The organism is Lactobacillus sp. ESL0700 (genome assembly GCF_029392095.1).
In the GTDB taxonomy this organism is placed as follows: domain Bacteria; phylum Bacillota; class Bacilli; order Lactobacillales; family Lactobacillaceae; genus Lactobacillus.
Map to the genome: position 1 here is coordinate 1,801,996 of NZ_CP113930.1, position 25,360 is coordinate 1,827,355.

The window sequence follows — 25,360 nt, forward strand, 5'->3', positions numbered from 1 at the left end:
TATATATCTTACTTTTTAGTTGACTCAATAATCTTTTCATATTTACGGACGACGGCAAAGTCACTGTCTTTGGCAGGAACGTAACCTTCGTGAGTGTAAATACTTTCGATAATCTTCTTACCCTTCTTAGATTTACCAATATCAATGAAAGCATTAGCTAACTTTTTACGGAATGCCTTTGGCATGCTTGGAACTACAGAAATCGTGTCATTAGGAATATTTTTAGTAAAGTAAATTGGCACAACTTGGCTCATAATCTTTGGGTTGTCTTTTTGAACGATTGTCCGTGCATCTTCAAAGACAAAGGCAGCATCAGTATCATCGTTTAAAACGTTTAGGACTGCTTGGTCTTGACCAGTAACAGTAACTAACTTACAACTCTTAGGTACGTCTAAGCCCTTTTCCTTTAATTCAGCAATTGGGAAAACGTATCCTGCTGAAGAAGTTGGACTTTGGATTGAAATTGACTTACCCTTTAAATCTTTCCAACTCTTAATCTTTGAGTCTTTTCTAACTAAAATTTCTGCCCGGTAAAAGTCAACAAGATCCTTAGTTGGTTTTCCGCCCGGTTGCTTAACACCATATCTTTGGGCTTGCAATAAAACATCAGCAGCACCTTGCTTGTGTGCCAAAATATAACCATTTGGTGGCAAAAAGCCAACATCAACCTTCTTAGACTTCATGGCTTCAACAACCGTGTTATAGTCTGTTGACATTGAAACATGAACCGGAATGCCTAAACGGTCAGAAAGCATCTTTTCTAACGGCTTAGCCCGAGCTTGCAGCTTAGTCGCAGCTTGACTGGGGACAAATTGAACGTTCAAAGACTTCGGGGTGGAACTTTCTTGACTCTTACTCTTACCTGAGCAAGCAGTCGCCATCAACGCTACTAAAAAAACGGCAGCACCAGCTAGCACTTTCTTAAATTTCTTCATTATGTCCTCCTAGACATCAAAAAAGACTTAATGTAACAGCACAAACGGGAATTATATTAAGTCTTTCAATAACTTTTTTGGTTAAAAAACGAACAATGCGACTATTTACAAGGAAGCAAAAAGTCTTAACTGCAAAAACACCAATGAACGCTACGCGTCGTTCATCTTTTTGCATGACTTTCACTCCCCTTTCAACCGTATTGCATTCATTCTATTAAATGATAGCAGAAATTGGTTGTTTAGAAAAGAAAATTATTTTAAAAAACTATTTTTAACCTAAAAAGTACTAGCTAATTCCTCAATGAATGGATTATTTTTACTACTTAGTTGACGCTATAACCTTATTATATTGCCGGATAATGTCGTAATCACTATCTTTAGCTGGGGCATAACCCTCATGATTGTAGACACTTTCGATAATCTTTTTACCTTCCTTAGACTTGCTAATTGCAATAAATGCCTTAGATAACTTCTCTTGGAATGACTTAGGTAAACTTGGAATAACCGAAATTGTGTCGTTAGGAATCCGCTTAGTAAAGTAAATTGGCACTACCTTACTCATAATCTGCGGTTCGTCTTTTAGCACATCATTACGTGCATCTTCAAAAACAAAGGCAGCATCTGTATCGCCATTTAGAACATCAAGAACAGCTTGATCTGACCCAGTAACAGTAACTAATTTACATTTCTTAGTAACATCTAATCCCTTTTGCTTTAATTCAGCTACAGGAAAGACATAACCAGAGTCAGAAGTTGGATTTTGAACTGAAATTGATTTTCCTTTTAGATCTTTCCAACTCTTAATTGCAGAATTTTTCTTAACAACAATCTCACCGCGATAAGACTTAACTAACTGCTTAGTCTGCTTACCATTCGGCTGCTTAATACCGTAACGTTCTGCCTGAAGTAACAGGTTAGCGGCCTTTTGTTTATGCGCCATGATATAAGCATCAGATGGTAAAAAGCCAACTTGCACTTTTTTAGACTTCATGGCTTCAACCAAACCATTATAGTCAGTTGACATTGAAACATGAACGGGAATTCCTAATTGCTTCGATAGCAGCTTTTCCATTGGTTTTGCGCGCGCTTCTAGTTTATTAGCAGCAACACTTGGAACAAATTGCACGTTAATTGATTTAGGTTCCTCGCTTTTGCTCGTACTCTTATTTGAGCAGGCTGTTAACCCCACTGCCAAGACCATTAATACTAAACCCATCAACACTTGCTTCAGTTTCTTCATCAGTACCTCCCAAAAATACAAAAGGGCATAGTATGACTCAGTCATAATATGCCCTTGAATATTGTTAATAAAACGCAGCGATCACGGCGCCTAAATAAAATCATGATCGTTATGTAAGAATAATAACACAAATATTCGGATTATTGCAAGAGATTAGATAACTTTTTATTAACAAAAAAAGCCAAGTATAATTAATCTTACTTGACTTTAATTAATAACTATTTTTGCATATCTTTAACGATCTTTTCGTACTTACGCACTGTATCAAAGTCGCTATCTTTAGCGGGAACATAGCCTTCGTGAGCATAAACCTTTTCGATTAAAGCGTGCCCCTTCTTTGTCTTACTAATCTCAATAAATGCATTGGCAAGTTTCTTGCGAAACTTCTTTGACATGTTTGGAACCACTGACACAGTATCGTTCGGAATTCTGGCCTTAGTAAAGTAAATCGGCACAACTTGGCTCATGATCTTGGGATAGTCCTTTAAGACCTTGTTACGCGCATCTTCAAAGACAAATGCCGCATCTGTATCACCGTTTAACACATTCAAAACAGCTTGGTCATGACCAGTAACAGTGACTAGCTTGCAGCTCTTAGGAACGTCTAAACCTTTTTCCTTTAATTCAGCAATTGGATAAATATAACCCGAAGTTGAAGTCGGACTTTGAATCGAAATTGACTTACCCTTTAAATCTTTCCAGCTTTTAATCTTCGAATCCTTCTTAGCAACAATTTCCGCTCTAAATGACTTAGTCAGAGTTTTAGCCCAGCGGCCACCAGGTTGCTTAATATCAAAGCGTTCAGATTGAAGCAATACATCAGCTGCTCCCTGCTTATGAGCAACTACATAACCATCTGGTGGTAAAAAGCCAACATCGACCTTCTTAGACTTCATTGCCTCCATTAAAGCATTGTCACTGGTTGACACTAACACGTGAACTGGAATGCCCAGTTTGGCCGACAGCAATTTTTCCAGTGGTTTAGCGCGACCTTCCAGCTTGTTGGCTGCAATACTTGGTACAAATTCAACCGTTAATGATTTGGGCGTATAGTCCTTGCTATTAGCCCCTGTACTCTTATTCGAACAAGCCGTCGCTACCACTGCAACTAGCATTACGGCTATACCCAACAACACCCGTTTTAATTTCTTCATCTTGCCCTCCACGGCTAAAACTAACTGAATATAAAAGGGCATAATGTGTCCATCTCACATCATGCCCTTGTTAATATTCTTGAATAAAAGCGAACAGTCATCATCTACTGTGTTCGTTATATGAAAGCATAGCACAGAAAAACGCGTTCTGCCAAGAAAATTTTGATAATATTTTTATGAGAATGTCATTAAATTATCGGCTGATTATATTGAATAAAAAAGCACCCAGAGTTGTGGGTGCCTTAATCGTAAACTTTTACTTCTTAAGTGATTGTGCAATCTTATTGTATTTACGAACAATATTGTAGTCACTGTCTTTAGCTGAGTGATAGCCATATTGGTCATACATCTTTTGAATCAACTTTTGTCCGTCTTTAGTCTTACTAATGTCCATAAAGGCTTTAGCTAACTTCTTCCGAAATGCTTGTGGAATATCAGGGCGGACTGAAATCGTATCGTTAGGAATTGGTGTTGTAAAGTAAATTGGCACTACCTTTTCCTTGATATTTGGTACATCATGCAGCACCTTGTTTCTTGCATCTTCAAACACAAAGGCAGCATCAGTATCGCCACTTAAAACATTTAACACGGCAGCATCATGACCGTTAACGGTTACTAACTTACACTCTCTAGTAACGTCTAAGCCCTTTTGCTTCAATTCTGCAACTGGGGTAATGTAGCCCAATGTTGAAGTTGGACTTTGAATCGAAATTGACTTACCCTTTAAATCTTTCCATGATTTAATGTTGGACTTTTTACGGACAACAATCTCAGCACGCAAAGTGTGAACCAGCTTCTTGGTCCAAGTACCACCTGGCTCTTTAATCCCGTAACGTTCTGATTGCAAAATAACGTCGGCAGCTTTTTGTTGGTGAGCTTGAACATAAGCACCAGCTGCCAAGAAGCCAACATCAACCTTCTTAGACTTCATCGCCTCAATTTCAGCGTTATTGTCAGTTGAAGTTGTTACGTGGACAGGAATTCCCAGTCTCTTAGAGAGCATCTTTTCAAGTGGCTTGCCTTCACCGCCCATCCGGCCAGAGGCATCACTAGGAACAAACTGCACATTCAGTGATTTCGGCATATTGCTGCTCTTAGTTTCTTTTTTATTTGAACAAGCAGTCAACGCAAACATCCCCATCACGGCTAGTGCACCAACTAATACTTTTTTAAATTTCTTCATGATTACCTCCTATAAGTGTCATGAATAAAAAAGACTTAACGTTAATTACAAACGTAACTAACGTTAAGCCTCATAAGCATACTATGTAAATGAATGAATTTCCCCTGTAAAAGAACTCCCGCAAACACAAATAACGCTAAACTAATCCGTCTTGTCATAGAATCGCCTTGCATCATGTGTCGCCCTCTTTCACCTAAAATTAATTCATAAAAATAATAGCAGAAATTTAAGCAAAATAAAAGCGTAATCATTAAAAGATTATCTAACAACCCGTTATTTTTGCCTAATTGGGTTGTTGTCAATATCCGTGCGAACAATTAACACATCAGCCAGCGCATGCTGGTTAACATATTCGGTAACTGACCCCATCAACATTCTCTCAACTGCATTCAGGCCGGTTGCACCCATAATGATTAAATTATCGTGGTGATCCTTGATAAAGTCATAGGAAATAACTGCCTTCGGACTACCATAACGAATGTGATAATCAATATCATCAAAGTCAAAGTTATCATGTGCCCATTGCTTCAAACTCTTTAAATATTTACCAGTGTCTTGCGTCATCTGGTAAACAGTATCGCCTGAAATTAGCGTATCCTGCATCTCACCCAAAAACTGCCTAGTGTCAATCACGTTCAAAACATCAATATGAGCATTTTCCGTCATTGCAATCTTAACTGCTTTATCAAAAGATCTTTCAGCTGATTCTGAACCATCAACTGGAACTAAAATACTGTCTTTTTTCGTACTCATGTACTCACCTTCTAGAAATATATTATTTTATTTAACACTAATTTTAACATATTTTCGATAGTAATTACTTTTTTTATAATTGTTTACGCCCTAGTTTATTGCTAAAATAGAACGTAAATGTCAAAAGATAAAGGGTGGAATTTATGACAGAAAATTTAACTAATCAATTAATCGGCGTTAAAAGCGGCCGCAACTTCCGTGAACTTGGCGGCTACAAAACTACCGACGGCAAAACCGTTAAAATGCACAAGTTATTGAGAACTGCTAACTTGGGTACTTTAGATGCAACTGACCTTAAGTTCTTACACGACTACGGCGTTAAATACATCGTTGACTTCAGAAGTCAAGCTGAAGTTGACCATGAACCTGACCGCATCCCTGAAGGTGCAGAATATGATTATGATCCTGTCTTCAGCGAGGACTTAACCAATGCTTCGAGAAGTATTGAAGATGTCATGAAGCAAGGCCAAAAGAATCCTCATGCAGGATTTGAACACATGTTATTTGCTTACGACGACATGATTACCAGTGAGGCTGCTCAAAAAGCTTACCGCCGCTTCTTTGACTTATTACTAGCAAACGATGAAGACGGCAATAGCTTAATCTTCCACTGTACTGCCGGTAAGGACAGAACCGGAGTTGGCGCGCTGCTTATTTTAACTGCTCTTGGTGTTCCGCTTGATACAATTAAGCAGGATTATTTATTAACTAACGTTGCCACAGCAGACTTTGTTAAGAGAATGTTAGAGCAGGCTAAGGAAGATGGCGCCGACGATGCAACATTAAATATTTTAAAAGACTTCCAAACCGTGCACGTAGAGTACATTGAACATGTCTTGACAACTATTAATGAAAAATACGGTAGCGTGAATAACTATTTACGTGATATTATGAAATTAACTGATGCGGAAATCAGTAAGTTACGTAAAATTTACTTAAAATAATAGTTAAAGGAGACCTTTTATGACTAAAACAAAGACCGTTTACTTTGGTGCAGGCTGGTTTAACGAAAAGCAAAACAACGCTTATCAGGCAGCAATGAAAGCTTTAGCTGCCAACCCAACCATTGACCTTGAAAACAGTTATGTTCCATTGGACCACCAATACAAAGGCATCAATGTTGAAGAACATCCAGAATATCTGCATGATCGCGAATGGGCAACTGCAACTTATCATGGTGACTTAATTGGTATTAAATCCAGTGACGTCATGATTGGTGTTTACTTGCCAGAAGAAGAAGACGTTGGCTTAGGTATGGAACTAGGCTACGCTTTGAGTCAAGGCAAATATATTTTATTGGTTATTCCTGATGAAGATTACGGTAAGCCAATCAACTTAATGAGCTGGGGTGTTTGCGACAACGCCATTAAGCTCAGCGAATTAGAAAATTACGACTTTAATAAACCACGCTTCAACTTTTATGACGGTGCTGTTTACTAAAACGCACATTACTAAAAAAGGATTCTCGACTGAGAATCCTTTTTATTTTGTCATTTAAATTAAGCCTTGTAACGTGACTTACCACTTAAGTAGGTTTCGCTTAAAGTCATGTCTGGATTAAGCACGATAAAGTCTGCATCCTTATCCGGTGCAATCGAACCACATTTATCCAAAATATGAGCACTCTTAGCTGGAACATAAGAAGCCATCATAATTGCTTCTTCAGGAGTTGCCACGTTCCAGTCAACAACGTTTTTAACGGCTGTCTTCAATTGCAGAATACTGCCGGCTAAGTTATCGTTGCTCTTTAGCCGAGCCATTCCATCTTGAACATAAACCGGTAATTCACCTAACATGTAGTCACCATCGGGCATCATCCCAGCTTCCATACAGTCAGTAATCAAAGCAATATGTTCAGCACCCTTTAATTGAACTAAAGCGCGCACCATTTCCTTTTTAACATGGTGCCCATCACAAATTAGCTCATCAGTTACATTGTGCATTGCCATTGCCGCGTTAGAAATTGATGGCGCGTGGTGCGACGGGTCTGGCATCCCGTTAAATGTATGAGTGAACATGGTTGCGCCGTCTTCAATTCCAGCCGCAGCTTGCTCAAAGTTAGCACTTGAGTGTCCTAAAGAAACGACAACACCCTCTTTGACCGCACTGCGAATAAATTCTCTAGTACCCTTACGTTCAGGAGCAAGAGAAATTTTGTTAAGCATGCCATGTGACTCATCCCGCCACTTATTAAACTGGTCAATATCTGGATCGAGTAAATATTTCGGATTTTCAGCACCAGCATGCTCAGCAGTAAAGTAAGGCCCTTCAAAGTGCAAACCTTGAATTTTAGCACCCGTTTCTTCACCCTGATGGTCGCCAAACATCCGACAAATGCGACTTAAGGTATCAGCACCAGCAGTATAAGTTGTTGGCAGCCAACTGGTAACACCAGATTGCAAAAAGCCTTCAGACAAGCGATTAATTCCTGCCCAGTCACTCTTCATCACGTCTTCTTTAAGTGAGCCGTGAACGTGAGTGTCAACTAATCCCGGAGCAATCCACTTGCCGGAATAATCAACAATCTTGCCCTCCGGCTTTTCTTGTTCTGAATAATAATAGCCAAACTGCCCGTTATCTTGGATTTCAAGATAGCCTCCTTGGGTAGTTATATTTTCCATAAAAAATTTATCAGCGTGAATATAATAAGTCATTATTTCCTCCTTCTTTACCAAAATTCACTTCATCATAATAAGTTTATTTTAAACCATTAAATTGGTATTAACCAGTTTAATCACAAATACTACAGAAAAACTTGTTTTTTTAGTTATAATAGGTATTAAGCAAATTAAATAGGAAGCAAAAATTATGACAGATGATATGCAAACAGGCAAACACCAACTAGGTGCATTAACTGGCGCCAATAGATGTGAAAATTATTATGAATTGCATTACGCAACCGGCGAAGTTGCGCAATTTTATGTTTTAGCTGACGGTATTTTTCGCTTTGTGCTTAATCCAGATATTGATTCCGCAGCAGAGCAAACGTCAGCGCTTCAGCTTAATTTTAGTAATGAATCTTTTGAACATTCACAAGTACGCGCAACCAGCGACTCATTAATTATCCAAGCAGGCAATTACCAAGTTATTTTTGCGCAAAAACCTGCTGTGATGAGTATCTTTGATGAAACGCTGCATCGCACCCGAATGAAGCAGGCACAACCACTTGAATTAGCAGCTAACCAAACCCGTGAATTTTTAAAGCAAAACAAAAACGAGTTTTACTTTGGTGGTGGTCTGCAAAATGGTTACTTTAGTCACAAAGGACGTAAAATCGCCATCAAGAGTGATCACATTACCGGCAAGGGCGGCGTTATTACTCAAGTGCCGTTCTTCTGGTCTAATGCTGGCTACGGGGAATTGCGCAACACTCACTCAAGCGGCAGCTACGACTTTGGCGTGAACAATAGTGGCTTAACCACAATCAGTCACCAAGATCGTGTTTTTGATAATTTTTATATTATTGGCGACACGCCGCAAGCTATTTTAGCTAAATATTATGCGTTAACCGGTAAACCAATGATGTTACCTAAATATACGTTGGGCTTGGGGCACATTGGCAATTTCTGCACAACCTTATGGCAGCCTAGTGAAACCAAAGAACGTAATGCCAGCAAGTTCGGCAACAATTATTACACCCGAACAAGCGACACGGAGAAAGCTGCCGGCAAGGCTTCACTTAATGGCGAGGAAGACTACCATTTTTCAGCACGGGCCATGCTTGACCGGTACAAGACATTGCACTTTCCACTAAGCTGGTTTGTGCCGAATTATGGCGTGACCAATCCACCAGTTGATGCTCTCAATTACTTTAACGAGTATGCACAAAACCAAGATATTGCGCCCGGATTTTGGCATGATGAAAGCTTGTCAATATTGCCAGAGCATGCTGCTTTTACTCTAACTGCCAGTCACGCAACTAACGACCGTGCTCTCTTAAGTAATGCTTTACAACGCAAAAAACCGCTGGTTATGCAAAACACTGGTTGCCAAGGGATGCAAAAAGCAGCAGCCTTAGCCTTTGGTGCAATTGGTGGTAATTGGGAAAACATCGCCACGCAAGTTGCCGGCTTTATCGGCAGTAACCTTTCTGGTCAGCCACTTGTTGGTGCTGCTGTTGACGGTACCACTGGCGGTGGCAATGCTCAGATTAGCGTCCGCGACTTCGAGTGGAAGAGTTTTACGCCACTATTATTTAGTCTTGACGATCAAGGTAATTTTAGTAAAACGCCGTTTGCTTATAATAAAAAAATAACGGAAATCAATCGTTCCTATTCAATTCTGCGAGCACAATTGCAAAGCTACCTCTATACCCTTAATCATCAGGCGCAGGCTGGCAATCCGATTGTGCAGCCTCTATTTATCGCCTTCCCTGATGAGCGCAGTAATTATACTGAGCAATTTAGCAGCGAATTTATGCTGGGCAGCAATCTGTTAATTGCCCCAATTACTAATGGTCGTGAGGATGAAAATGGCGACTCACGTAAAGACAACCTTTACTTACCAGATAGTCGAACAATGTGGCTTGACCTGTTTACTGGCGAAAAGTACGCTGGCGGCCGCGTCTACAATAACCTGTCTTATCCAGTTTGGCACCTGCCCGTCTTTGTTCGCGGCGGCAGTGTATTTGATCTTGGAAAACGTGACTACGTTCTGTATCCACAAGGACAAAGCAGAACAATTGTTTACGATGACGATGATTTGACAGATTTTAACCATAATTATTGTGAAACCAGCATTGATACCAATCAAACTGCCGGGAATTTAACAATTACTATTAATCCGGTCAAGGGCAATTATCCAGGATTTGATGTTGAGCAGCCAACTAACTTAGCAATCATGTGCGATGCCTACCCTGACCAAACTGAAGTTAAAATCAATGATCAAATAATTAAGCTGCAAGAATACGGCACCATTGATGCCTTTAACCACGCTCGCGAAGGGATTTTCTTCAATACGAATTACAATCCTGTGCCCGAATTTAATCAGTATCACGATGCTAAGCAAACAGCATTGCAAATTAAGTTGGCAGATCGCGATGTTACTAACAGTAAGATTAAAATTACGATTCACAATTATACTTATGGTGAAAATGTGTTAGTCCATGCCATTACCGATGGATTACTGCCTTCACCTAAATTACCGGCTGTTGACCCAAGTAAAATCTCAGCGCATTCGTTTGAACTTGCTTGGTCCAAACAAGGTGCCGTCCAAATTGAAATCAATGGTCTCTTGTATGAAGGGATTACTGGCAATTGCTTTACTTTCCATGAGTTATTACCTAATACTCGCTACATTATTCGCATGCGTTATGCGGCAGGGAATAAGGTTTCCGAATGGTCAGACCCGTTTGGCGTGATTACTAAGCACGCGGCAATTGATTACGCCGTTAGCGACATTCACGTTACCAGCAATTATCCTAGTAATCCCGCACAGCCGCTCACTTACCTAACTGACTTGAAGCTGGCAAGTGAATGGCAAACAGCGCAGGCATTAACTCCAGACAAACCGCTGGAATTGACCTTTACCTTTAATCAGGTTGAAAAGTTAAGCCGGATGTCATTTGTACCTCATAATATCGACCATTATTGCGATCCGATTGACATCAGTGTCGCCGTATCAACTGACGGCTATAATTATGTTACTTATGCCGACCACCTCAAGTGGAAAGCTGATAGCAAAAACAAGGTCATCGGTTTGCGCGATGTCTGTGCAAAGGCAATTCGACTAACAATCTATCAAGCTTCAGGACCACTAGTTGCCTCTCGTGAAGTAATCTTTTTTAGGGCGAAGAAGTAATTCATCAAATTTTAAAAGTTATAAAATAACTCAAGTTTCATCCAAAGAAGCTTGAGTTATTTTATTATTTTAGAATAATATTATATAAAAAGAGGGTACACATCAATGACAAATAAAACTATTAAACTTTGGCACTTTTTACAAACTCTAGCTCAAATCATACTTTTTACTATTTCGTGTCTAATTTATGATTACGATTATGCTTATTTAATTAGCATATTTTTGCTTTGTATTTGTGAGTTCACCTTATTGTTGCCTGCTAACAAGAGGCTATTAAAATTACAACATTTTAATTATTACTTTGAAGTATTAGCCATCTGTTACACACTGCCTCATGTCCTTAACGAAACGCTATATTTAATTCAGGACAACAATATCTCCAATCTAAATTTCTATATAATACTAGCCATACTCTACTCACTTGTGATGTTTATTCCCATGGCTAAGTTAGCGTTAAATCAAATAACAAATCTATATGGCAAATTATTACTGCTACCACTAATCTTTCTAGCTACAGTATTTTCGCCTAGGCAGATCACTGCTGGACTTAAATACACTGGGGTACTAAAGGTAATCCTAAATTCAGAAATAACTGGTGCACTTGCTTTTATCATCATCACCTACATCGCAATGAAAAAAGCAAATACCTTCTTCTTGCATTTTAAGCTAAGCAATAAAATGTCGGTGGCTCCTATTTTAGTGATCATTCTTGCATTTATCTTAAAACTGCTGTCTGATATTATGCCGGCTCTGCTAATCTGGCCTAATATCATTGACGGCTTCGATTATTACATTTCCCAAATAAATTATTCAATGTTACTAACAGCATTAAGAGCTGGTACTGCTGAAGAATGGCTTCTAAGATTCTGCATTCTAAGCATTCTGATAAGTATTTTAAAAAATGCGCGCCAACAATTACTTTGGGTGACGTTAATCGATGGTCTGCTCTTTTCAATCTTCCATATCTGTAATCTTGGTTCTCAATCGCTCAACACAACACTAGGTCAAATGTTGTCGACACTTAGCTTTGGAATATTTATTACTGCAGTATACCTTTATACTAATTCAATCTTAATCCCAATTACTTTTCACTTTTTGCATGACCTGATTGCGCTTGTCTTGGTTAATGCACCCGTAATGAGCCCTAACCATTTACAACCTTGGCAGTCATTGGTCTTAGAATTCATCATTGCTCTTCTCATAGCCGGATTCCTAACCTCGAAGCAACGAAAAGAAACTATCTATCATAACCTCGCGTAATACTTTCTTTAGTTATTTGCAAGCTCTTCAAGCTCCTTACCATACTCTGGCATTCCAGCAATTTTGATAGTTTTTGCTATTCCTTTTACTTCATCAAGATACTGCTCATTCTGATCGAAATGATACTTAATAATGTCTTCAAATGCTGGAGCAATAGCTTTATAAAAGAATATATTTGGTTTAGTTTTTATTTGTTGTTCACTATTAATAAAAAATTCTGTTTCATCAAATCTTTTATTACGAATACATAAAATCATCATATTAATAATTATAGCTAAAACCAATTTTTGAACTCTTATACTACTTGATCCAATAAATTGCTTTACTAGTCTTTTTGAAATTACCAAGTTACTATCTAAATCATAGAAGCTCATAAGATTGCAATACATATTTAAATTGTCAGAACTAAAATGCGAAATATTAAAAGTTTTTTCTTTCATTCTATCTATAATGTTTTTATCTATACTAGAAAGATCTTTATTAAGCATTGCAATTAAAATATCGATTGTATTTAACTTATTTTCTTTATCTGGAAATTTGCTTTCGGCAACAAAACTCCGTACTTGTTGTAAATCATGGACAGAATCTTGAAAATAGGCTTCGTCAATCATTTTATCAATTTCTTGATTTTCATCGTGGACAGATTGATCCTGATAATTTAATTTGCCAAAAAAATCAATTAATGGAACTTTATTAGCATGCAATAAATCAACCAAATCTTCCGCCGAGATTCTGCTTATTTTTTTTTCGACTTTAGCATAAAATGATGGGCTTATTACGGCTCCAGCCCATTCCCTTTGCGTTTTTCTTTGTTCAATTCGATAATCCTTGAGCAATTCACCAATAGTCAACATTATTCCTCCTTTATTTTAGATTTTGTCAAATATGACACTTTTATCTACTTTTATTATAGCCAAAATATAATGAATACAAGATTAAATAAAGGAGAAAAATTATGGACATTTTTTTAAAGAACAAAAATTATCGTAAATTCACAATTGCAAGTTGGCTATCTAGTGCTGGCAACATTCTTTTCTACTTAGCATTAATGACCTACGCTAGTAAACTGAAAAATTACGCTTTAGCTTTGTCATTAATTTCAATTACTGAAGCAGTTCCTGATTTACTTCAAAGTATCGGCGGCTACTTCGCTGACCGCACTAAAAATAAATTTCAAGTTATTATTCGTTTAGCAATCATCCGCTTTATTCTATATATGATTGTGGGTGCATTATTCGTCACTAACATTGCTGGTTGGAATTTAGTATTACTGGTGATTGCTATTAACTTCATTTCTGATGTTTCTGGCATGTATTCCAGTGGCTTGCAAACTCCATTAATTGTTGGTTTAGTTGGGGAAAAAGAAGTATCTGTAGCCGAAGGGTTCACAGGTGGTATCTCCCAATTAATTTCAATGGGTGCACAATTTGTTGGCTCAGCCTTGCTGTTATTCATGTCATATTCCTCTCTAGCAATTCTTAACGCTCTAACCTTCTTAGTAGCTGGTTTAATCTACGCTAATATTGCTAAAAATATTGCCAAGACACCTGCTAAAGATGAACTACAAACCGTTAACGATCAAAATTTCTTGGCAACTTTTAAATCTTCATTTAATCAGGCTAAGCAAGCGCACGGTTTGCTAACAATCGTTATAGTAGTTGCATTACTAAATGGTATTTTGTCTGCACTAGAACCATTAATTTCAATTTCTTTTGCGGCTAATAAAAACATGTTAATTGGTACTTTCAGTTTTACCATTGCAATTTTCGGAGCTGTCGTTTCTATTGGTACAGCACTGGGGAGCGCAATCGGTACTAAGCTACTAAAGGACACATCATTATTTATTATCATCTTACTTGATACGATTTCAGGTATCCTTATGCTCGGATCAATGCTTATGCAAAATTCGATTGCTTGCTTCATCTTCGGTGCTATTCTTGGCTTTTTTGCCGGGACTGCTAGTCCAAAATTATATCAATGGTTAGTACAGTCAGTTGATCGAAAGATTTTAGCGTCTACTATGGGAGCACTGAGTACTATTCTTGTCATCGCTGGTCCTTTAACAAATGCAATCTTTTCAAGTATTGCTGGTACAGCTGGTCTCAATTATGCATTAATAGGTTTAATAGCACTCAGTGCTGTAACATTTTTAATTACATTAATTGTTATGTTTAAAACTAGAAATAACAAACAAGTTGAGGTAACGGCAGAATAAATTAAATAAATTGTCCATAAATAGCACTCATTAAAAAATAATTATAAAGCTACTTGATTTTAATATTGCAAATGCTAATATATTTATATCCAAAAGAAAGTAGTACCTAATGTATTGAAGAAGTGCCTAACAAATGGCAACTTCTAGAGATGTCTATTAATAAAATGAAAAAACCAATCAAAAAGCCAATGAAATTATACAAAAAAATAACTGGTGAAAAAATCTTTTTAGTCATATGTGCTATATACACAATAGTAATGTGGCTTTCACTAGTTTTTAATTTTTATGCATTTGTTATTGAACTTAAAATAGCTGTATTGATAGCATTAGCATTTTACCTTATAAATTGGCTTTTTATAAAATAAAAACAGTTTGTGCTTTGAAGTGTCCCATAATAGTTAGATATAAAACTAGTTACGGGGCATTTTTCAATTAGCCAGTTAAAATTACTGCAAGCTTTAGGACCTGGTATTAGACCACCACAATCTAAGGTTCTTAAGGGCTATAAATATCCCATTATGGAGTTGCGTCCTTTGCCGGATAGAGTTTTTTATGCGAGTTACGATGTAAATAAATTTATCTTGTTAACCCCACTATACAAAAAAGCAGAATAAAACTGATAAGAAGCAAGTTGAACGAGCAATTAGTCTTTTAGAAAATTGGCTAGAAAGGCAGTGATTAGATGAAACTTAATGATATTGAGAGTAGTTTTTCGTCTATTTCAGAAGATGAAAAAGTAATTATTGACACGTTGGCTAAGCTTTGTGCTGAAAGGATTAAGCGTAATATTCCACAAACAGTATTTGCGAAAAGAATTGGCATGAAGCAGCCACAATTAGCTAAATTGGAAATGTTAGATTCTGTACCAACATTGGCAACATTAAATCGGTATGCAAATGGATTGGGTTCAGTTTAATCAATCGAAAAAAGCAGACTAAAATTCAAAAACAAAAATAGCCCAGGAACACCTGAGCTATTTTGTTTGTTTTACCTGAAAATCCGTAGAATTTCTTTGAGTAAATCAGCTATTTTGTCGAGCAAATTCGCTAATTTATCCAAATCCGTACCTAAAGCCCGCAAAGCAGGCGTTAGCTCCGTTAGTAGTAAACAAATAAGAATTATAGAAAGCACGTTTTTTATCATGTTTTCACCTCCTTTCAAGGAGGATCAAAAACGTACAAATTAATTTTAACATATCTCAATTAGTGTTATACTTAATTTAAGAATTATAGAAGTACATATTTATCATGTACAAAAACGTGCTCTGCAAGTTAATTACTTGCAAGCCGGCTGAGCGGTCCCAACGGATCGCTTTTTTTGTTTTTAATAATCTAAAGTGTTCAACTTCATTCTACAATCTGCTCAAATTTTTCTTCAACAATTTATTCTCACTATTAGTTAACCGTGTTTTTGCAATTTTCTTATTATAAAATAAATTTGTTCATTTGCTAAATACAAGATATACTAATTAAGCCAAACAAGAGTTTGCCCACAATTTTATCTTTAGCAAGGAACTGATTAATTTGAAACTTTTACTTTTAACAGAAAAAGCTAGTGCGGCGAAGAATTTTGCCAAGGCATTAGGCGGTCTAAGTGGCAGCTTCAATCATGACAGCTACCAAATTGTCCACGCTCACGGTCATCTTTTACAATTCAAGGAACCACACGAAATGGTTGCTCAGGATAAGGCCGCCAAATACAGTGACTGGCACGACTTGAGCAACTATCCGTGGAACTTGCTCGACTTCACTTGGGAAAAAGAGGTTATCCCTGGTATGCAAAAGACCTTGGCTAATATTAAGCATGCAGCACAAAAGTGTGATGCGATTGTAATTGCAACTGATGATGATCCGACGGGCGAAGGTGACCTGCTCGGCTGGGAAATTGTCAACGCTATTAACTGGCACAAGCAAGTTTTTCGTATTCGTTTTGCCGATGAAACAAAAGCTAACATCAAAAAGGCCTTGTTGCAAAAAGTCGACGTCACTAATCAATACCAACAAGGCGAGTTCTTAGAAGCAACTGGGCGCGAACGTTTCGACTTTGCCTCAATGCAGCTGTCGCGCATTGCCTTGATTATCGCCAGACAAGCTGGATTTCAACCCAAGACTTTGCGATTAGGACGCCTCAAGTCAACCATTGTTAATCAGGTTTACCAGCAAGAGACAGCTCGACAAAATTACGTAAAAAAATCCTATTACGAAGTGCGCTTTCATGATGCCAACCAGAATACTTTTACCCAAGTTAAAAATGCCAAATTCATGACACCAGACCAAGCTAAACTAGAATTATTAAACTTCCACGATTCCGCAATTGTTGTTGATGATAAAATCGCCAAACACCAAGCACCGCCAGACCTGCTTGACCTAAGTCACCTTGCAATTTTAGTTGGTAAAAAAGGCTATGCTTCCAAAGAAGTGCTTGCAACTTATCAAAAAATGTACGAGGCCGGTATTTTATCCTATCCCCGAACAGAAGATACTAAAATCACGCAGGAACAGTTCGCAGAATTATTGCCGCTAGTTAAGCAAATCGCTCGAGTTACCCACATTGACCCCAAGCTACTTACGCACACAACAATTCGGCGGAAGTTTTTAGCTAAAAATGCCACTCACGGCGCTAACCGACCAGGTCTGAATGTGCCGCAAAGCTTAACGGAAATCGAGCAAAAATTCGGTAACTGTGGTCGGGCAATTTATGTAGCAGTTGCCAAAAGTTTTTTGGCGATTTTAGCCGAAGATTATCTTTACGACCAAGAACGAGCTCACCTTGCCGACTATCCCAAATTCACCTGCACAATTAATTTACCTCGCAAGTTGAATTACAAGCTGATTTTTGATGAAAACGACCTCAATGATACACATGCTAAGCAAGTTTTACCATTTGGTCCAACTGCGCAGCCCTTTGTCTACGAAGGCCACAACCCCAAGCCTAAGGCACCAACACACCGATTTATTATTGATTTTCTTAAAAAAGACAAAATTGGTACTGGGGCAACTCAAGAACAAACTTTAGCCAACATCTCAACTGGTAAAGGTGCGCTAATTAAAAATACTAAAGAAAAATATTCGCTCACCTTTCCCGGCCTAATCCAATCAATCTTGTGCGACCAAACTTATATTGCCTCTCCCCAAGTTACCGAGCAATTACAAAACACGATGAAAATGGTCAAACTAGGCAAATTTGACTATCGCAATGTGCCGTTTTTGATTAATCAAATTGTTAAGCATGACTTATTAATCGAGCAAAAGAATGCGGACAATTTAAAGAAAAATCCCCAGCTAGCTAAACTGCAACCAGCTAACAAGCATGCGTTTACGCCTAAAACTAAAGTTACGGGAACTTGGCGTGGCAAAGATGTCGCAATCAATCAAACTTGGGGCAAACATACTTTTAACGAGCGCGAACTTCGACAGCTTTTTGCCAGCAAGTCAATTACATTCGTCTTAAATAAGCGGACAATCACTGGTAAGTTGGCTAAGCAAACTTACCGCGGCCATCAATTCATAGGATTTAGGGCAGACTTTAACTAGCAGAACGCTTATTTATACTTTACATAAAATTTCTGCAGTTCCTCACTATATTCTGTCATCCCCGTAAATGCCAAATTGGCAATAACGGCCTTACACTGCTCCAGCAGTTTTTCATCACCAGTTCGGTGATACATAATTATATTTACCATGAATTGCAAGATGTTTTTAAAGAAAAATGTCTCTGGGATTACTGCAACTTGGCCTGCATGTTCAATAAAGAAGTCTGCCTCATCCTCACGCTGATTTTCAATGCACTGAATGACTAAATTAGTAATCAGTCCCAGAGTAATTGCCTGCAACTTTACCTTTGGAGAATGAATGAACTGCTTAACTACCCTCTTAGAAATAATTAAATTACTATCAATATCAAATAAACCCATGTAATTGCAGTACAAAGTCAGACTTGTTTCATCAAAATCTGCAACCTTAAAAATCAATTGTTTTAAGGCTTGTTGTTCTTCTGCTGGCAGCTTTTCATCCGTTATTTCCGCAATTTCTGCATCAATGTAGACCAGATCATCTTCCTTATCCGCAAAATTGCTTTCTTTAAACATTCGTCTGATTTTACGTAAGTCTTCAACTGAATTTTTATAATTTGCTTCCGCTGCTAAATTAAACAGCTGGTTTTCTCGTTCCTTGTCCGTTTCTTGATCCTGATTAAGTTGCTTAAAAAATTTATCCGGTGAAATATTATTGTGGTTCAATAGCAATAGTAGGTCTTCCGCCGTAATCCGATGAACATTCTTTTCAACTTTAGAATAATAAGAAGGACTGACAATATCGCCAACCCACTCCTTTTGTGTTTTTAAGCTCTCTAAGCGGTACTTTTTTAATAGCTCTCCAATAGTCACTGTCAGATACTCCCTGAATTGATTAACTTGCGAATACGACATTTTGTATCAAATACGACACTTTTACTTTCTCCTATTTTAACTCAAATATACTAAATATATGTTAAATGAAAAAAGGAGTTATCAATCATGGGCGTTTTCTTAAAGAACAAAAATTACCGTAAATTATCATTTGCTAGCTGGCTATCAACTGCTGGCGATATTCTCTTCTACTTAGCACTGATGACCTATGCTAGCAAATTGCATAATTATACGTTAGCCATCTCATTAATCTCAATTACCGAAGCTATTCCGCGATTGATTGAAAGTTTAAGTGGTTATTACGCTGACAGAACTAAGAACAAGTTCAAAATGATTGTTTGGCTAGCCATCATTCGCTTTATTCTTTATCTAATTGTTGGCTTACTGTTTGTCACTAACATTGCTGGCTGGAATCTCATTCTGCTTGTTATTGGCATCAACTTTATCTCTGATATTTCCGGAATGTATTCTGGTGGTCTAACAACCCCGCTAATTGTCAATCTTGTTGGGCAAAATGAGGTAGCTGAAGCCACAGGTTTTACTAACGGTATTTCACAAATTATTTCAACAGTTGCCCGATTCGTTGGCTCCGTCTTACTGCTATACTTGTCATATTCCAACTTAGCAATCGTCAACGCACTAACCTTTCTGTTTGCTGGTCTGCTCTATGCCAGTGTAGGTCATAATTACCTTAAAAGTCATCCTCAAGAAGACGTTGCAGTTAATCAACAAGGCTTCTTTACCACCCTTAAGTCATCATTTAGTCAAATCAAAAAGGCCAACGGTCTGCTAACTGTCATCTCAGTTATTGCCTTACTAAACGGTATCTTGATGACCCTTGAGCCACTAATTTCAATTGTTGTTGCTGGGAATAAGAGTATGTTAATTGGTACTTATACCTTTACTATCGCTCTAATTGGGGCTGTAGAATCAATCGGCTTTGCTCTTGGCAGCGCTATTGGAACCACCATTTTTAAGAAAACATCATTATTTGTCAATGCATTGATTGACACGATAATTAGTGCAGGGACCACATTGGCCATTATCAACAAAAACATCATTGCTACTTTAATTTTTATTACCTTGCTTAGTTTCTTTGCTGGTGTTGCCAGTCCTAAGATGATGCAATGGCTTGTTTCATCAGTTGACCGCACGATTTTATCTTCGTCAGTTGGCGCTTTAAATACAATTTTACAAATTGCTGGCCCATTAATGACCGCCATTTTCACCAGTATTGCCAGTGCAATTGGCATCAACTACGCACTATTTGCTTTAATCATTGTTAGTGTAATTGTCTTCGCCATTATTCTTTACGTGATGAATAAGACAAAAAAGACAGTGGCAAATGTGCAACCAGCAGAATAACTCATTAATCTAAAAAGACGAGACTTCATCAAACCTCGTCTTTTTTTAGTTTTGTAAATCTTCTTGAGAAATTTCAATTGATGGATAATGACCCATATCTGGCAAATAGGTATCTACTGGGCAACTATAAATCATGTAAAATTCGTCATCGTTTTTATGCCCATTTAATTGCGTAAACTTTTGCTTGGCTAATTGAACATCACTTGTCACATAAACTACACTAACAACACCAATTGGTTTATTTTCCTTTTGTTCCACATTTCCTTTAAGAATTAACTTCAAATTACCATCTGGCTTTAATGCCATCTCTACCATTTCATCAAAGCTCATTTACTAACCTCCTATTCATTAATAGCGAACAATTTTATTCAAACTGATCTTTTTTAATCACGCGATAAATTGAAATTACTAAAACTAGCAACGCGCAGCCCATTGCCACATAAGCCATTGGTCCCACGCTTACCGCCGCTTGTGCCTGTGCATTTGACATTTGGTTTTCCACTGCGTAAGCCACAATCCACTTACGCATTAAAGTTGGCGTTAAGACAAAGCTAATCGTGGTCACGGCCGATGCAATCAACATTGTATTTCGAGAATATGGTTCTCTAAAAAATTGGGCCAATACGCAAAATGCTGGTGCAATCATCAACAGCAATACCCAAATCACAATCCAGCGGCCAGCACTGCTGTTCATCATCTGTGCGCTATTAGTCGCGTACCGATAAGTTCCCCATAGCTGTCCACCGGTCAATGTGTTAAGCAAATTCAAAAAATACGACCCCTGTTGACCATAGACACCGCCGCGATCAGACAATAACCCCTGCACAATTTGAAAGCCATCGGTTGACCCAGCAGACGAAAAATCAACATTGACTACTTTTTTCATATAAGTTGCCAAAAAGATAATGATTGCCCCACCAAACTGCAGAGCCCGCAACATACTTAATTTACGCGATGCCTTTAATTTAAATTCCAGACTTAAAACGCGATCTGGATGGTGACTGCGTCCAATAAAGTAAATGCCGATCACTACCAGCACCATTAATAGAAGCAGCAACCACCACAATTTTGCCATAATGAAGAAAATTGCCAGGACAATAATTGCAACAGCAAGATACGGACGATCAGAGAAAATCTCCCAGAAATTCAACTTTAAATGGCGATAATTTGTCCGCGTTGGCACACGCAGCTGGCGCGACTGCACGTCAGAATTTTGCACAACTTTGTTCTTATCTGCCTTACTTTTTACATATTGTTTACGATATTCACGCCTTGTTATGCGCGGATCTTTCCCCATAATGTCCTCATCCTTTCAGAAACACTATCCTAACATGTTTGCTAACCAAATTTCTTGTTTTTAGGAAATTCTTAGCAATTTTTATGTGCTAAAATAGAAAAGATTAATATTTTTTCATATAGAAGGATGATCATTTTGACAAAATCTTACAAGTTACCAGCTGGGTGGCATAAATCTTTCTATACCCTCTGGCTCGGCTGCTTTATTACAGGTATGGGCTACTCAATGACGATGCCCTTTATTTCTTTATTCATTGCTGACCTTGGTCATTATAGCAAGCTACAAATCAACCTATATTCTGGGTTAGCATTTGCCATGACCTTCATTGCCCAAGCAATCGTTTCCCCTTATTGGGGCAACCTTGCTGACCGCAAGGGGCGCAAATTAATGTGTATGCGCGCCAGTGGCGTCATGGCATTAACAATTACCTCTATTGGCTTCGCGCCCAACGCAATTTATATTATTGTTATGCGGTTTATTCAAGGAGCATTTTCCGGCTACATTAACAATGCCACGGCTTTAATTGCCGGCGAAACTCCGCGCCAACGCAGCGGTTGGGTTATGAGTCAAATGATGACTGCCGGAACCGCCGGTAACTTAGTCGGACCACTTCTTGGTGGTGCCTTATCTAGTTTCTTTGGTAATTGGTTAGGTGGTGTCTGGGGCTACCGAATTCCGTTTTTCATTACGGGATTTCTAATGTTCTTGGTTTTCCTCGGTTCTACATTCCTCGTCCATGAAGAATTCACACCTATCTCTCGTGAAGAAATGAAGCCAATGAGCGAAATCATGCACACCTTGCCCAACTTAAAGTTGATTGTCGTAATGTTCATTACCACTTTACTGGTTCAAGCTGCCAACATGTCAATTGACCCAATTGTTTCGCTTTATGTCAAATCAATGATGCCTAACAGTAAGAACATTGCCTTTGTTGCTGGGGTTGTTGCTGCAACACCTGGTCTTGGGACGCTACTTGCTGCATCAAGTGTGGGCCACAAAATGGACGAAATTGGCCCCTTGAAGATTTTGCGTTTAGGTTTAATTGTTGGTGCTGTTCTCTTTGCCCCAATGGCCTTGACCCATTCACCGTGGGTCTTAGCTGGATTAAGATTCTTACTTGGAATTGCCAGCGCCGCAATGCTACCAGCAGCCCAAACAGTCTTAACTCTTAACACACCAACGGAAAGCTTTGGCCGGATCTTTAGTTACAATCAATCGTTCCAAGCAGTTGGTTCTGTCTTTGGTTCCATGATGGGATCAATTATTTCCGGTGTCTTCAATTATGCGACTGTCTTTTGGACAACTGGCTTTACCCTATTAATCAATTTCATTCTGATTATTTTCTTCAGTTTAAAAAAACAAAGTAAATAACATTTAATGGCATTTAAAAAGTCTGGTCACAATATCTGTGATCAGACTTTTTTACTTTCTGAAAGGGTAGTTAATAAGTTGATTACTTATCTGCTGCTTTTTTACCAGCGTTGAAATACTTCAAATCGCCAACAGGTCCTGCTAATTTAAATTTACCATTTTTGTAAACTAATTTAGTAACAGCATCATTAGCTATACCAACGCCTTGGTATTCTGGGTAGTCTTGAGCTGACAAGAACATATTAATCGCCATCCCTGAACTAACTACAAGAACATTGCCGCCCTTCTTTTGTTGTTTCTTAGCAATTGCAGTCAATACGGCTGTCATTCGCTTTTGAACAGTTGTTGATTGCTCAGCGCGATATTGTTCTGGCAAAGTCGTGTTCAATTTATTAGCCTTGTCTAAAGCATAATAACCATCTTGCATCTTGTTTTGGAACAATTTGCCTGTTTTTGCTTGGAAGTCAGCTACATCCTTATAACCATAGTACTCTGCGATTTCTGGGACATTCTTGCCAATATCCTGTCTACCTTCATAACTACCATAGTTACATTCGCGCAAACGTGGATCAATCTGTAATTTAATCTTCTTATTGCCAGAATAATCCAAAGCACCTTGTGCCGTCTTTTCTTGACGAGTTAAATCACCAGAATATGCTGCTCTAAATTTAACTCCTTTTAAGCCTAAGCCAAGGTATTGTGCACCTTTAACACCATTATCAGTCAAAGTGAAATCACTCCAGCCTTGAGCAAGGTGCATTACATTAGCCGTGGTTTCTCCATGCCGTGCCAAATAGATTGTTACTGGCTTATTAGCTGCTTTATTGCTTTTAGCTTCGGTCACATTTGCACCAACTAAAAACAAAGTAATTACGCTAACAAATGAAATAAGTGTTTTGAGCCATTTTTTCATAATTATTTACCATTTATCCCAAATCTTGACCGTTAGTCGCAATTACCTGCTTATACCAGTCAAATGACTTCTTCTTGTAACGCTTAAGAGTACCTTCACAATGGTCATCTTCATCAACATAGATAAAGCCATAACGCTTAGACATTTCACCAGTTGAAGCACTGACTAAGTCAATACAACCCCATGGTGTATAGCCCATAACATCAACACCATCATCAATTGCACCAGAAATTGCTTCAATATGTTCGCGCAAATAATCAATGCGATAATCATCAGCAACATAATGATTTTCATCTGGCTTATCAATTGCACCAAGACCATTCTCAACAATGAATAATGGCTTTTGGTAACGGTCAGCCAACTGATTCAAGGCAATTCTTAAGCCAACTGGGTCAATTTGCCAGCCCCAATCGCTACTCTTTAAGAACGGATTCTTAACTCCGCCCATCATATTACCATTAGCTGATTCTTGATTATCATGAGTAACATCAATTACAGATGACATGTAGTAGCTAAAGCCAATGTAATCAACAGGATACTTAGCCAGCAGATCTAATTCTTCTTGCGTGTAATCAATGTCACTCAACTTAACGCCATTACGAGCTAACAGGCTCTTAGTATAAGTTGGGTAGTGACCACGTACTTGCACATCAGCACAGAAGAAGTTGTTAGCTTGGTTTTCTTGTAATGAAGCCAATTGGTTCTTTGGATCACAGTCATAACTGTAAGTAGTTGCATATAAAATCATGCAGCCAATTTGTAAATCAGGGTCTAATTCATGGCCAATCTTAACTGCTTTACTACTTGCGACAAATTGGTTATGCCATGCTTGGTAAACGTTCTTCTTGTCGTTAGCACCATTAGAAGCTACCAATCCTTGACCCATTATTGGGAAGTGGGCAGCACTGTTAATTTCGTTAAAAGTCATCCAGTACTTAACTTTGTCGTGGTAACGAGTCAAGACAGTCTTAGCAAACCGCTCATAAAAGTCAATTAATTGCTTGTTCTTCCAAGCACCGTACTTCGTAATTAAATTCAATGGCAGTTCATAGTGTGAAATCGTAATTACGGGCTCAATCTTGTACTTCAAACATTCGTCAATTAAGGCATCGTAAAACTTCAAGCCTTCTTCATTTGGTTCAGTTTCATCCCCATTAGGAAAAATTCTGGACCAAGCAATTGAAAAGCGATAGCACTTAAAGCCCATTTCTGCAAACAGTGCAATATCTTCTTTGAAGTGGTGGTAGTGGTCAATCCCAATATGGTTTGGATAAAACTTATTAGGGTCAATCGTAAAATCAAAATCAGGTTCGTTAGCAAGCCACATCCGCTTTTTACCGCCTGGTAAAACATCAGGTAGTGACAAACCCTTGCCGCCTTCTTGATATGCACCTTCTAATTGGTTGGCGGCAGTAGCGCCACCCCACAAAAAGCCTTTAGGGAAATTATTTGTAGTCATTCTCTTAGCAA

Annotated in this window: 22 protein-coding genes; 9 read left to right on the top strand and 13 right to left on the bottom strand. The window is 38.2% G+C overall.

Going from position 1 to position 25,360, the window contains the following annotated elements; translation table 11 throughout:
- Nucleotides 1-8: 8 nt before the first annotated feature.
- The 6 genes from OZX63_RS08625 to OZX63_RS08650 form a co-directional block, all read right to left on the bottom strand.
- Nucleotides 9-935 carry a phosphate/phosphite/phosphonate ABC transporter substrate-binding protein gene (locus tag OZX63_RS08625; RefSeq protein WP_277143232.1) on the bottom strand — a complete coding sequence of 309 codons (927 nt, stop codon included), beginning with the start codon at nt 933-935 and terminating at the stop codon, nt 9-11.
- A gap of 16 nt (nt 936-951) precedes the next feature.
- Nucleotides 952-1,110 (bottom strand): hypothetical protein, encoded by a 159-nt coding sequence (locus tag OZX63_RS08630; RefSeq protein ID WP_277143234.1) that lies wholly within the window; start codon nt 1,108-1,110, stop codon nt 952-954.
- Between the two features lie 144 nt (nt 1,111-1,254).
- Nucleotides 1,255-2,175, bottom strand: coding sequence for a phosphate/phosphite/phosphonate ABC transporter substrate-binding protein (locus tag OZX63_RS08635; protein ID WP_277143236.1), 921 nt, complete (start codon nt 2,173-2,175; stop codon nt 1,255-1,257).
- Nucleotides 2,176-2,393: 218 nt separating this feature from the next.
- On the bottom strand, nt 2,394-3,329 hold the full coding sequence (locus OZX63_RS08640) for a phosphate/phosphite/phosphonate ABC transporter substrate-binding protein (RefSeq protein WP_277143238.1): 936 nt from the start codon (nt 3,327-3,329) through the stop codon (nt 2,394-2,396).
- A 256-nt stretch (nt 3,330-3,585) separates the two neighbouring features.
- Nucleotides 3,586-4,512, bottom strand: coding sequence for a phosphate/phosphite/phosphonate ABC transporter substrate-binding protein (locus tag OZX63_RS08645; RefSeq protein ID WP_277143240.1), 927 nt, complete (start codon nt 4,510-4,512; stop codon nt 3,586-3,588).
- Nucleotides 4,513-4,785: 273 nt separating this feature from the next.
- Nucleotides 4,786-5,265: a universal stress protein gene (locus OZX63_RS08650; protein WP_277132214.1), complete on the bottom strand. Its 480-nt coding sequence runs from the start codon at nt 5,263-5,265 to the stop codon at nt 4,786-4,788.
- Nucleotides 5,266-5,408: 143 nt separating this feature from the next.
- On the opposite strand from OZX63_RS08650, the gene OZX63_RS08655 reads away from it, so the two are divergent.
- Both OZX63_RS08655 and OZX63_RS08660 read left to right on the top strand, forming a co-directional pair.
- Nucleotides 5,409-6,209, top strand: a complete 801-nt coding sequence (locus tag OZX63_RS08655) for a tyrosine-protein phosphatase (protein ID WP_277143243.1) — start codon at nt 5,409-5,411, stop codon at nt 6,207-6,209.
- A 19-nt stretch (nt 6,210-6,228) separates the two neighbouring features.
- On the top strand, nt 6,229-6,705 hold the full coding sequence (locus OZX63_RS08660) for a nucleoside 2-deoxyribosyltransferase (RefSeq protein WP_277143245.1): 477 nt from the start codon (nt 6,229-6,231) through the stop codon (nt 6,703-6,705).
- A 59-nt stretch (nt 6,706-6,764) separates the two neighbouring features.
- Here the strand turns inward: OZX63_RS08660 and nagA are convergent, their stop codons facing one another.
- Nucleotides 6,765-7,919: an N-acetylglucosamine-6-phosphate deacetylase gene (nagA, locus tag OZX63_RS08665; RefSeq protein ID WP_277143246.1), complete on the bottom strand. Its 1,155-nt coding sequence runs from the start codon at nt 7,917-7,919 to the stop codon at nt 6,765-6,767.
- Between the two features lie 154 nt (nt 7,920-8,073).
- Here nagA and OZX63_RS08670 point away from each other — a divergent pair, with 154 nt between their 5' ends.
- Both OZX63_RS08670 and OZX63_RS08675 read left to right on the top strand, forming a co-directional pair.
- A complete protein-coding gene (locus OZX63_RS08670; protein ID WP_277143248.1) occupies nt 8,074-11,064 on the top strand; it encodes a TIM-barrel domain-containing protein in 2,991 nt (996 codons plus the stop codon).
- A gap of 105 nt (nt 11,065-11,169) precedes the next feature.
- Nucleotides 11,170-12,324, top strand: a complete 1,155-nt coding sequence (locus tag OZX63_RS08675; protein ID WP_277143250.1) for a CPBP family intramembrane glutamic endopeptidase — start codon at nt 11,170-11,172, stop codon at nt 12,322-12,324.
- 8 nt (nt 12,325-12,332) lie between these two features.
- On the opposite strand, the gene OZX63_RS08680 is transcribed toward OZX63_RS08675, so the two are convergent.
- The gene (locus OZX63_RS08680) at nt 12,333-13,178 is read right to left on the bottom strand and encodes a hypothetical protein (protein WP_277143252.1); all 846 of its coding nucleotides are present in this window, start codon (nt 13,176-13,178) and stop codon (nt 12,333-12,335) included.
- Between the two features lie 101 nt (nt 13,179-13,279).
- On the opposite strand from OZX63_RS08680, the gene OZX63_RS08685 reads away from it, so the two are divergent.
- From OZX63_RS08685 to OZX63_RS08700, 3 genes are all read left to right on the top strand, one after another.
- The gene (locus tag OZX63_RS08685; protein WP_277143254.1) at nt 13,280-14,539 is read left to right on the top strand and encodes an MFS transporter; all 1,260 of its coding nucleotides are present in this window, start codon (nt 13,280-13,282) and stop codon (nt 14,537-14,539) included.
- Between the two features lie 682 nt (nt 14,540-15,221).
- Nucleotides 15,222-15,455: a helix-turn-helix transcriptional regulator gene (locus OZX63_RS08695; protein WP_277143256.1), complete on the top strand. Its 234-nt coding sequence runs from the start codon at nt 15,222-15,224 to the stop codon at nt 15,453-15,455.
- Between the two features lie 607 nt (nt 15,456-16,062).
- Entirely contained in the window at nt 16,063-18,072 is a 2,010-nt protein-coding gene (locus OZX63_RS08700) for a DNA topoisomerase (RefSeq protein ID WP_277143258.1), read from the top strand.
- 8 nt (nt 18,073-18,080) lie between these two features.
- Here the strand turns inward: OZX63_RS08700 and OZX63_RS08705 are convergent, their stop codons facing one another.
- Nucleotides 18,081-18,923, bottom strand: coding sequence for an Rgg/GadR/MutR family transcriptional regulator (locus OZX63_RS08705; protein WP_277143260.1), 843 nt, complete (start codon nt 18,921-18,923; stop codon nt 18,081-18,083).
- A 129-nt stretch (nt 18,924-19,052) separates the two neighbouring features.
- On the opposite strand from OZX63_RS08705, the gene OZX63_RS08710 reads away from it, so the two are divergent.
- On the top strand, nt 19,053-20,309 hold the full coding sequence (locus OZX63_RS08710; RefSeq protein ID WP_277143261.1) for an MFS transporter: 1,257 nt from the start codon (nt 19,053-19,055) through the stop codon (nt 20,307-20,309).
- 45 nt (nt 20,310-20,354) lie between these two features.
- Here the strand turns inward: OZX63_RS08710 and OZX63_RS08715 are convergent, their stop codons facing one another.
- Both OZX63_RS08715 and OZX63_RS08720 read right to left on the bottom strand, forming a co-directional pair.
- Complete coding sequence (locus tag OZX63_RS08715; RefSeq protein ID WP_277143263.1) at nt 20,355-20,639, bottom strand: hypothetical protein; 285 nt, start codon at nt 20,637-20,639, stop codon at nt 20,355-20,357.
- A gap of 34 nt (nt 20,640-20,673) precedes the next feature.
- Nucleotides 20,674-21,606: a cytochrome C5 gene (locus OZX63_RS08720; RefSeq protein ID WP_277143265.1), complete on the bottom strand. Its 933-nt coding sequence runs from the start codon at nt 21,604-21,606 to the stop codon at nt 20,674-20,676.
- 126 nt (nt 21,607-21,732) lie between these two features.
- On the opposite strand from OZX63_RS08720, the gene OZX63_RS08725 reads away from it, so the two are divergent.
- Nucleotides 21,733-22,977, top strand: coding sequence for an MFS transporter (locus tag OZX63_RS08725; protein ID WP_277143267.1), 1,245 nt, complete (start codon nt 21,733-21,735; stop codon nt 22,975-22,977).
- A gap of 82 nt (nt 22,978-23,059) precedes the next feature.
- On the opposite strand, the gene OZX63_RS08730 is transcribed toward OZX63_RS08725, so the two are convergent.
- Together OZX63_RS08730 and OZX63_RS08735 are read right to left on the bottom strand one after the other, a co-directional pair.
- Complete coding sequence (locus OZX63_RS08730; RefSeq protein WP_277143269.1) at nt 23,060-23,890, bottom strand: histidine phosphatase family protein; 831 nt, start codon at nt 23,888-23,890, stop codon at nt 23,060-23,062.
- A 13-nt stretch (nt 23,891-23,903) separates the two neighbouring features.
- On the bottom strand, nt 23,904-25,349 hold the full coding sequence (locus tag OZX63_RS08735) for a 6-phospho-beta-glucosidase (RefSeq protein WP_277143271.1): 1,446 nt from the start codon (nt 25,347-25,349) through the stop codon (nt 23,904-23,906).
- Nucleotides 25,350-25,360 lie beyond the last annotated feature (11 nt).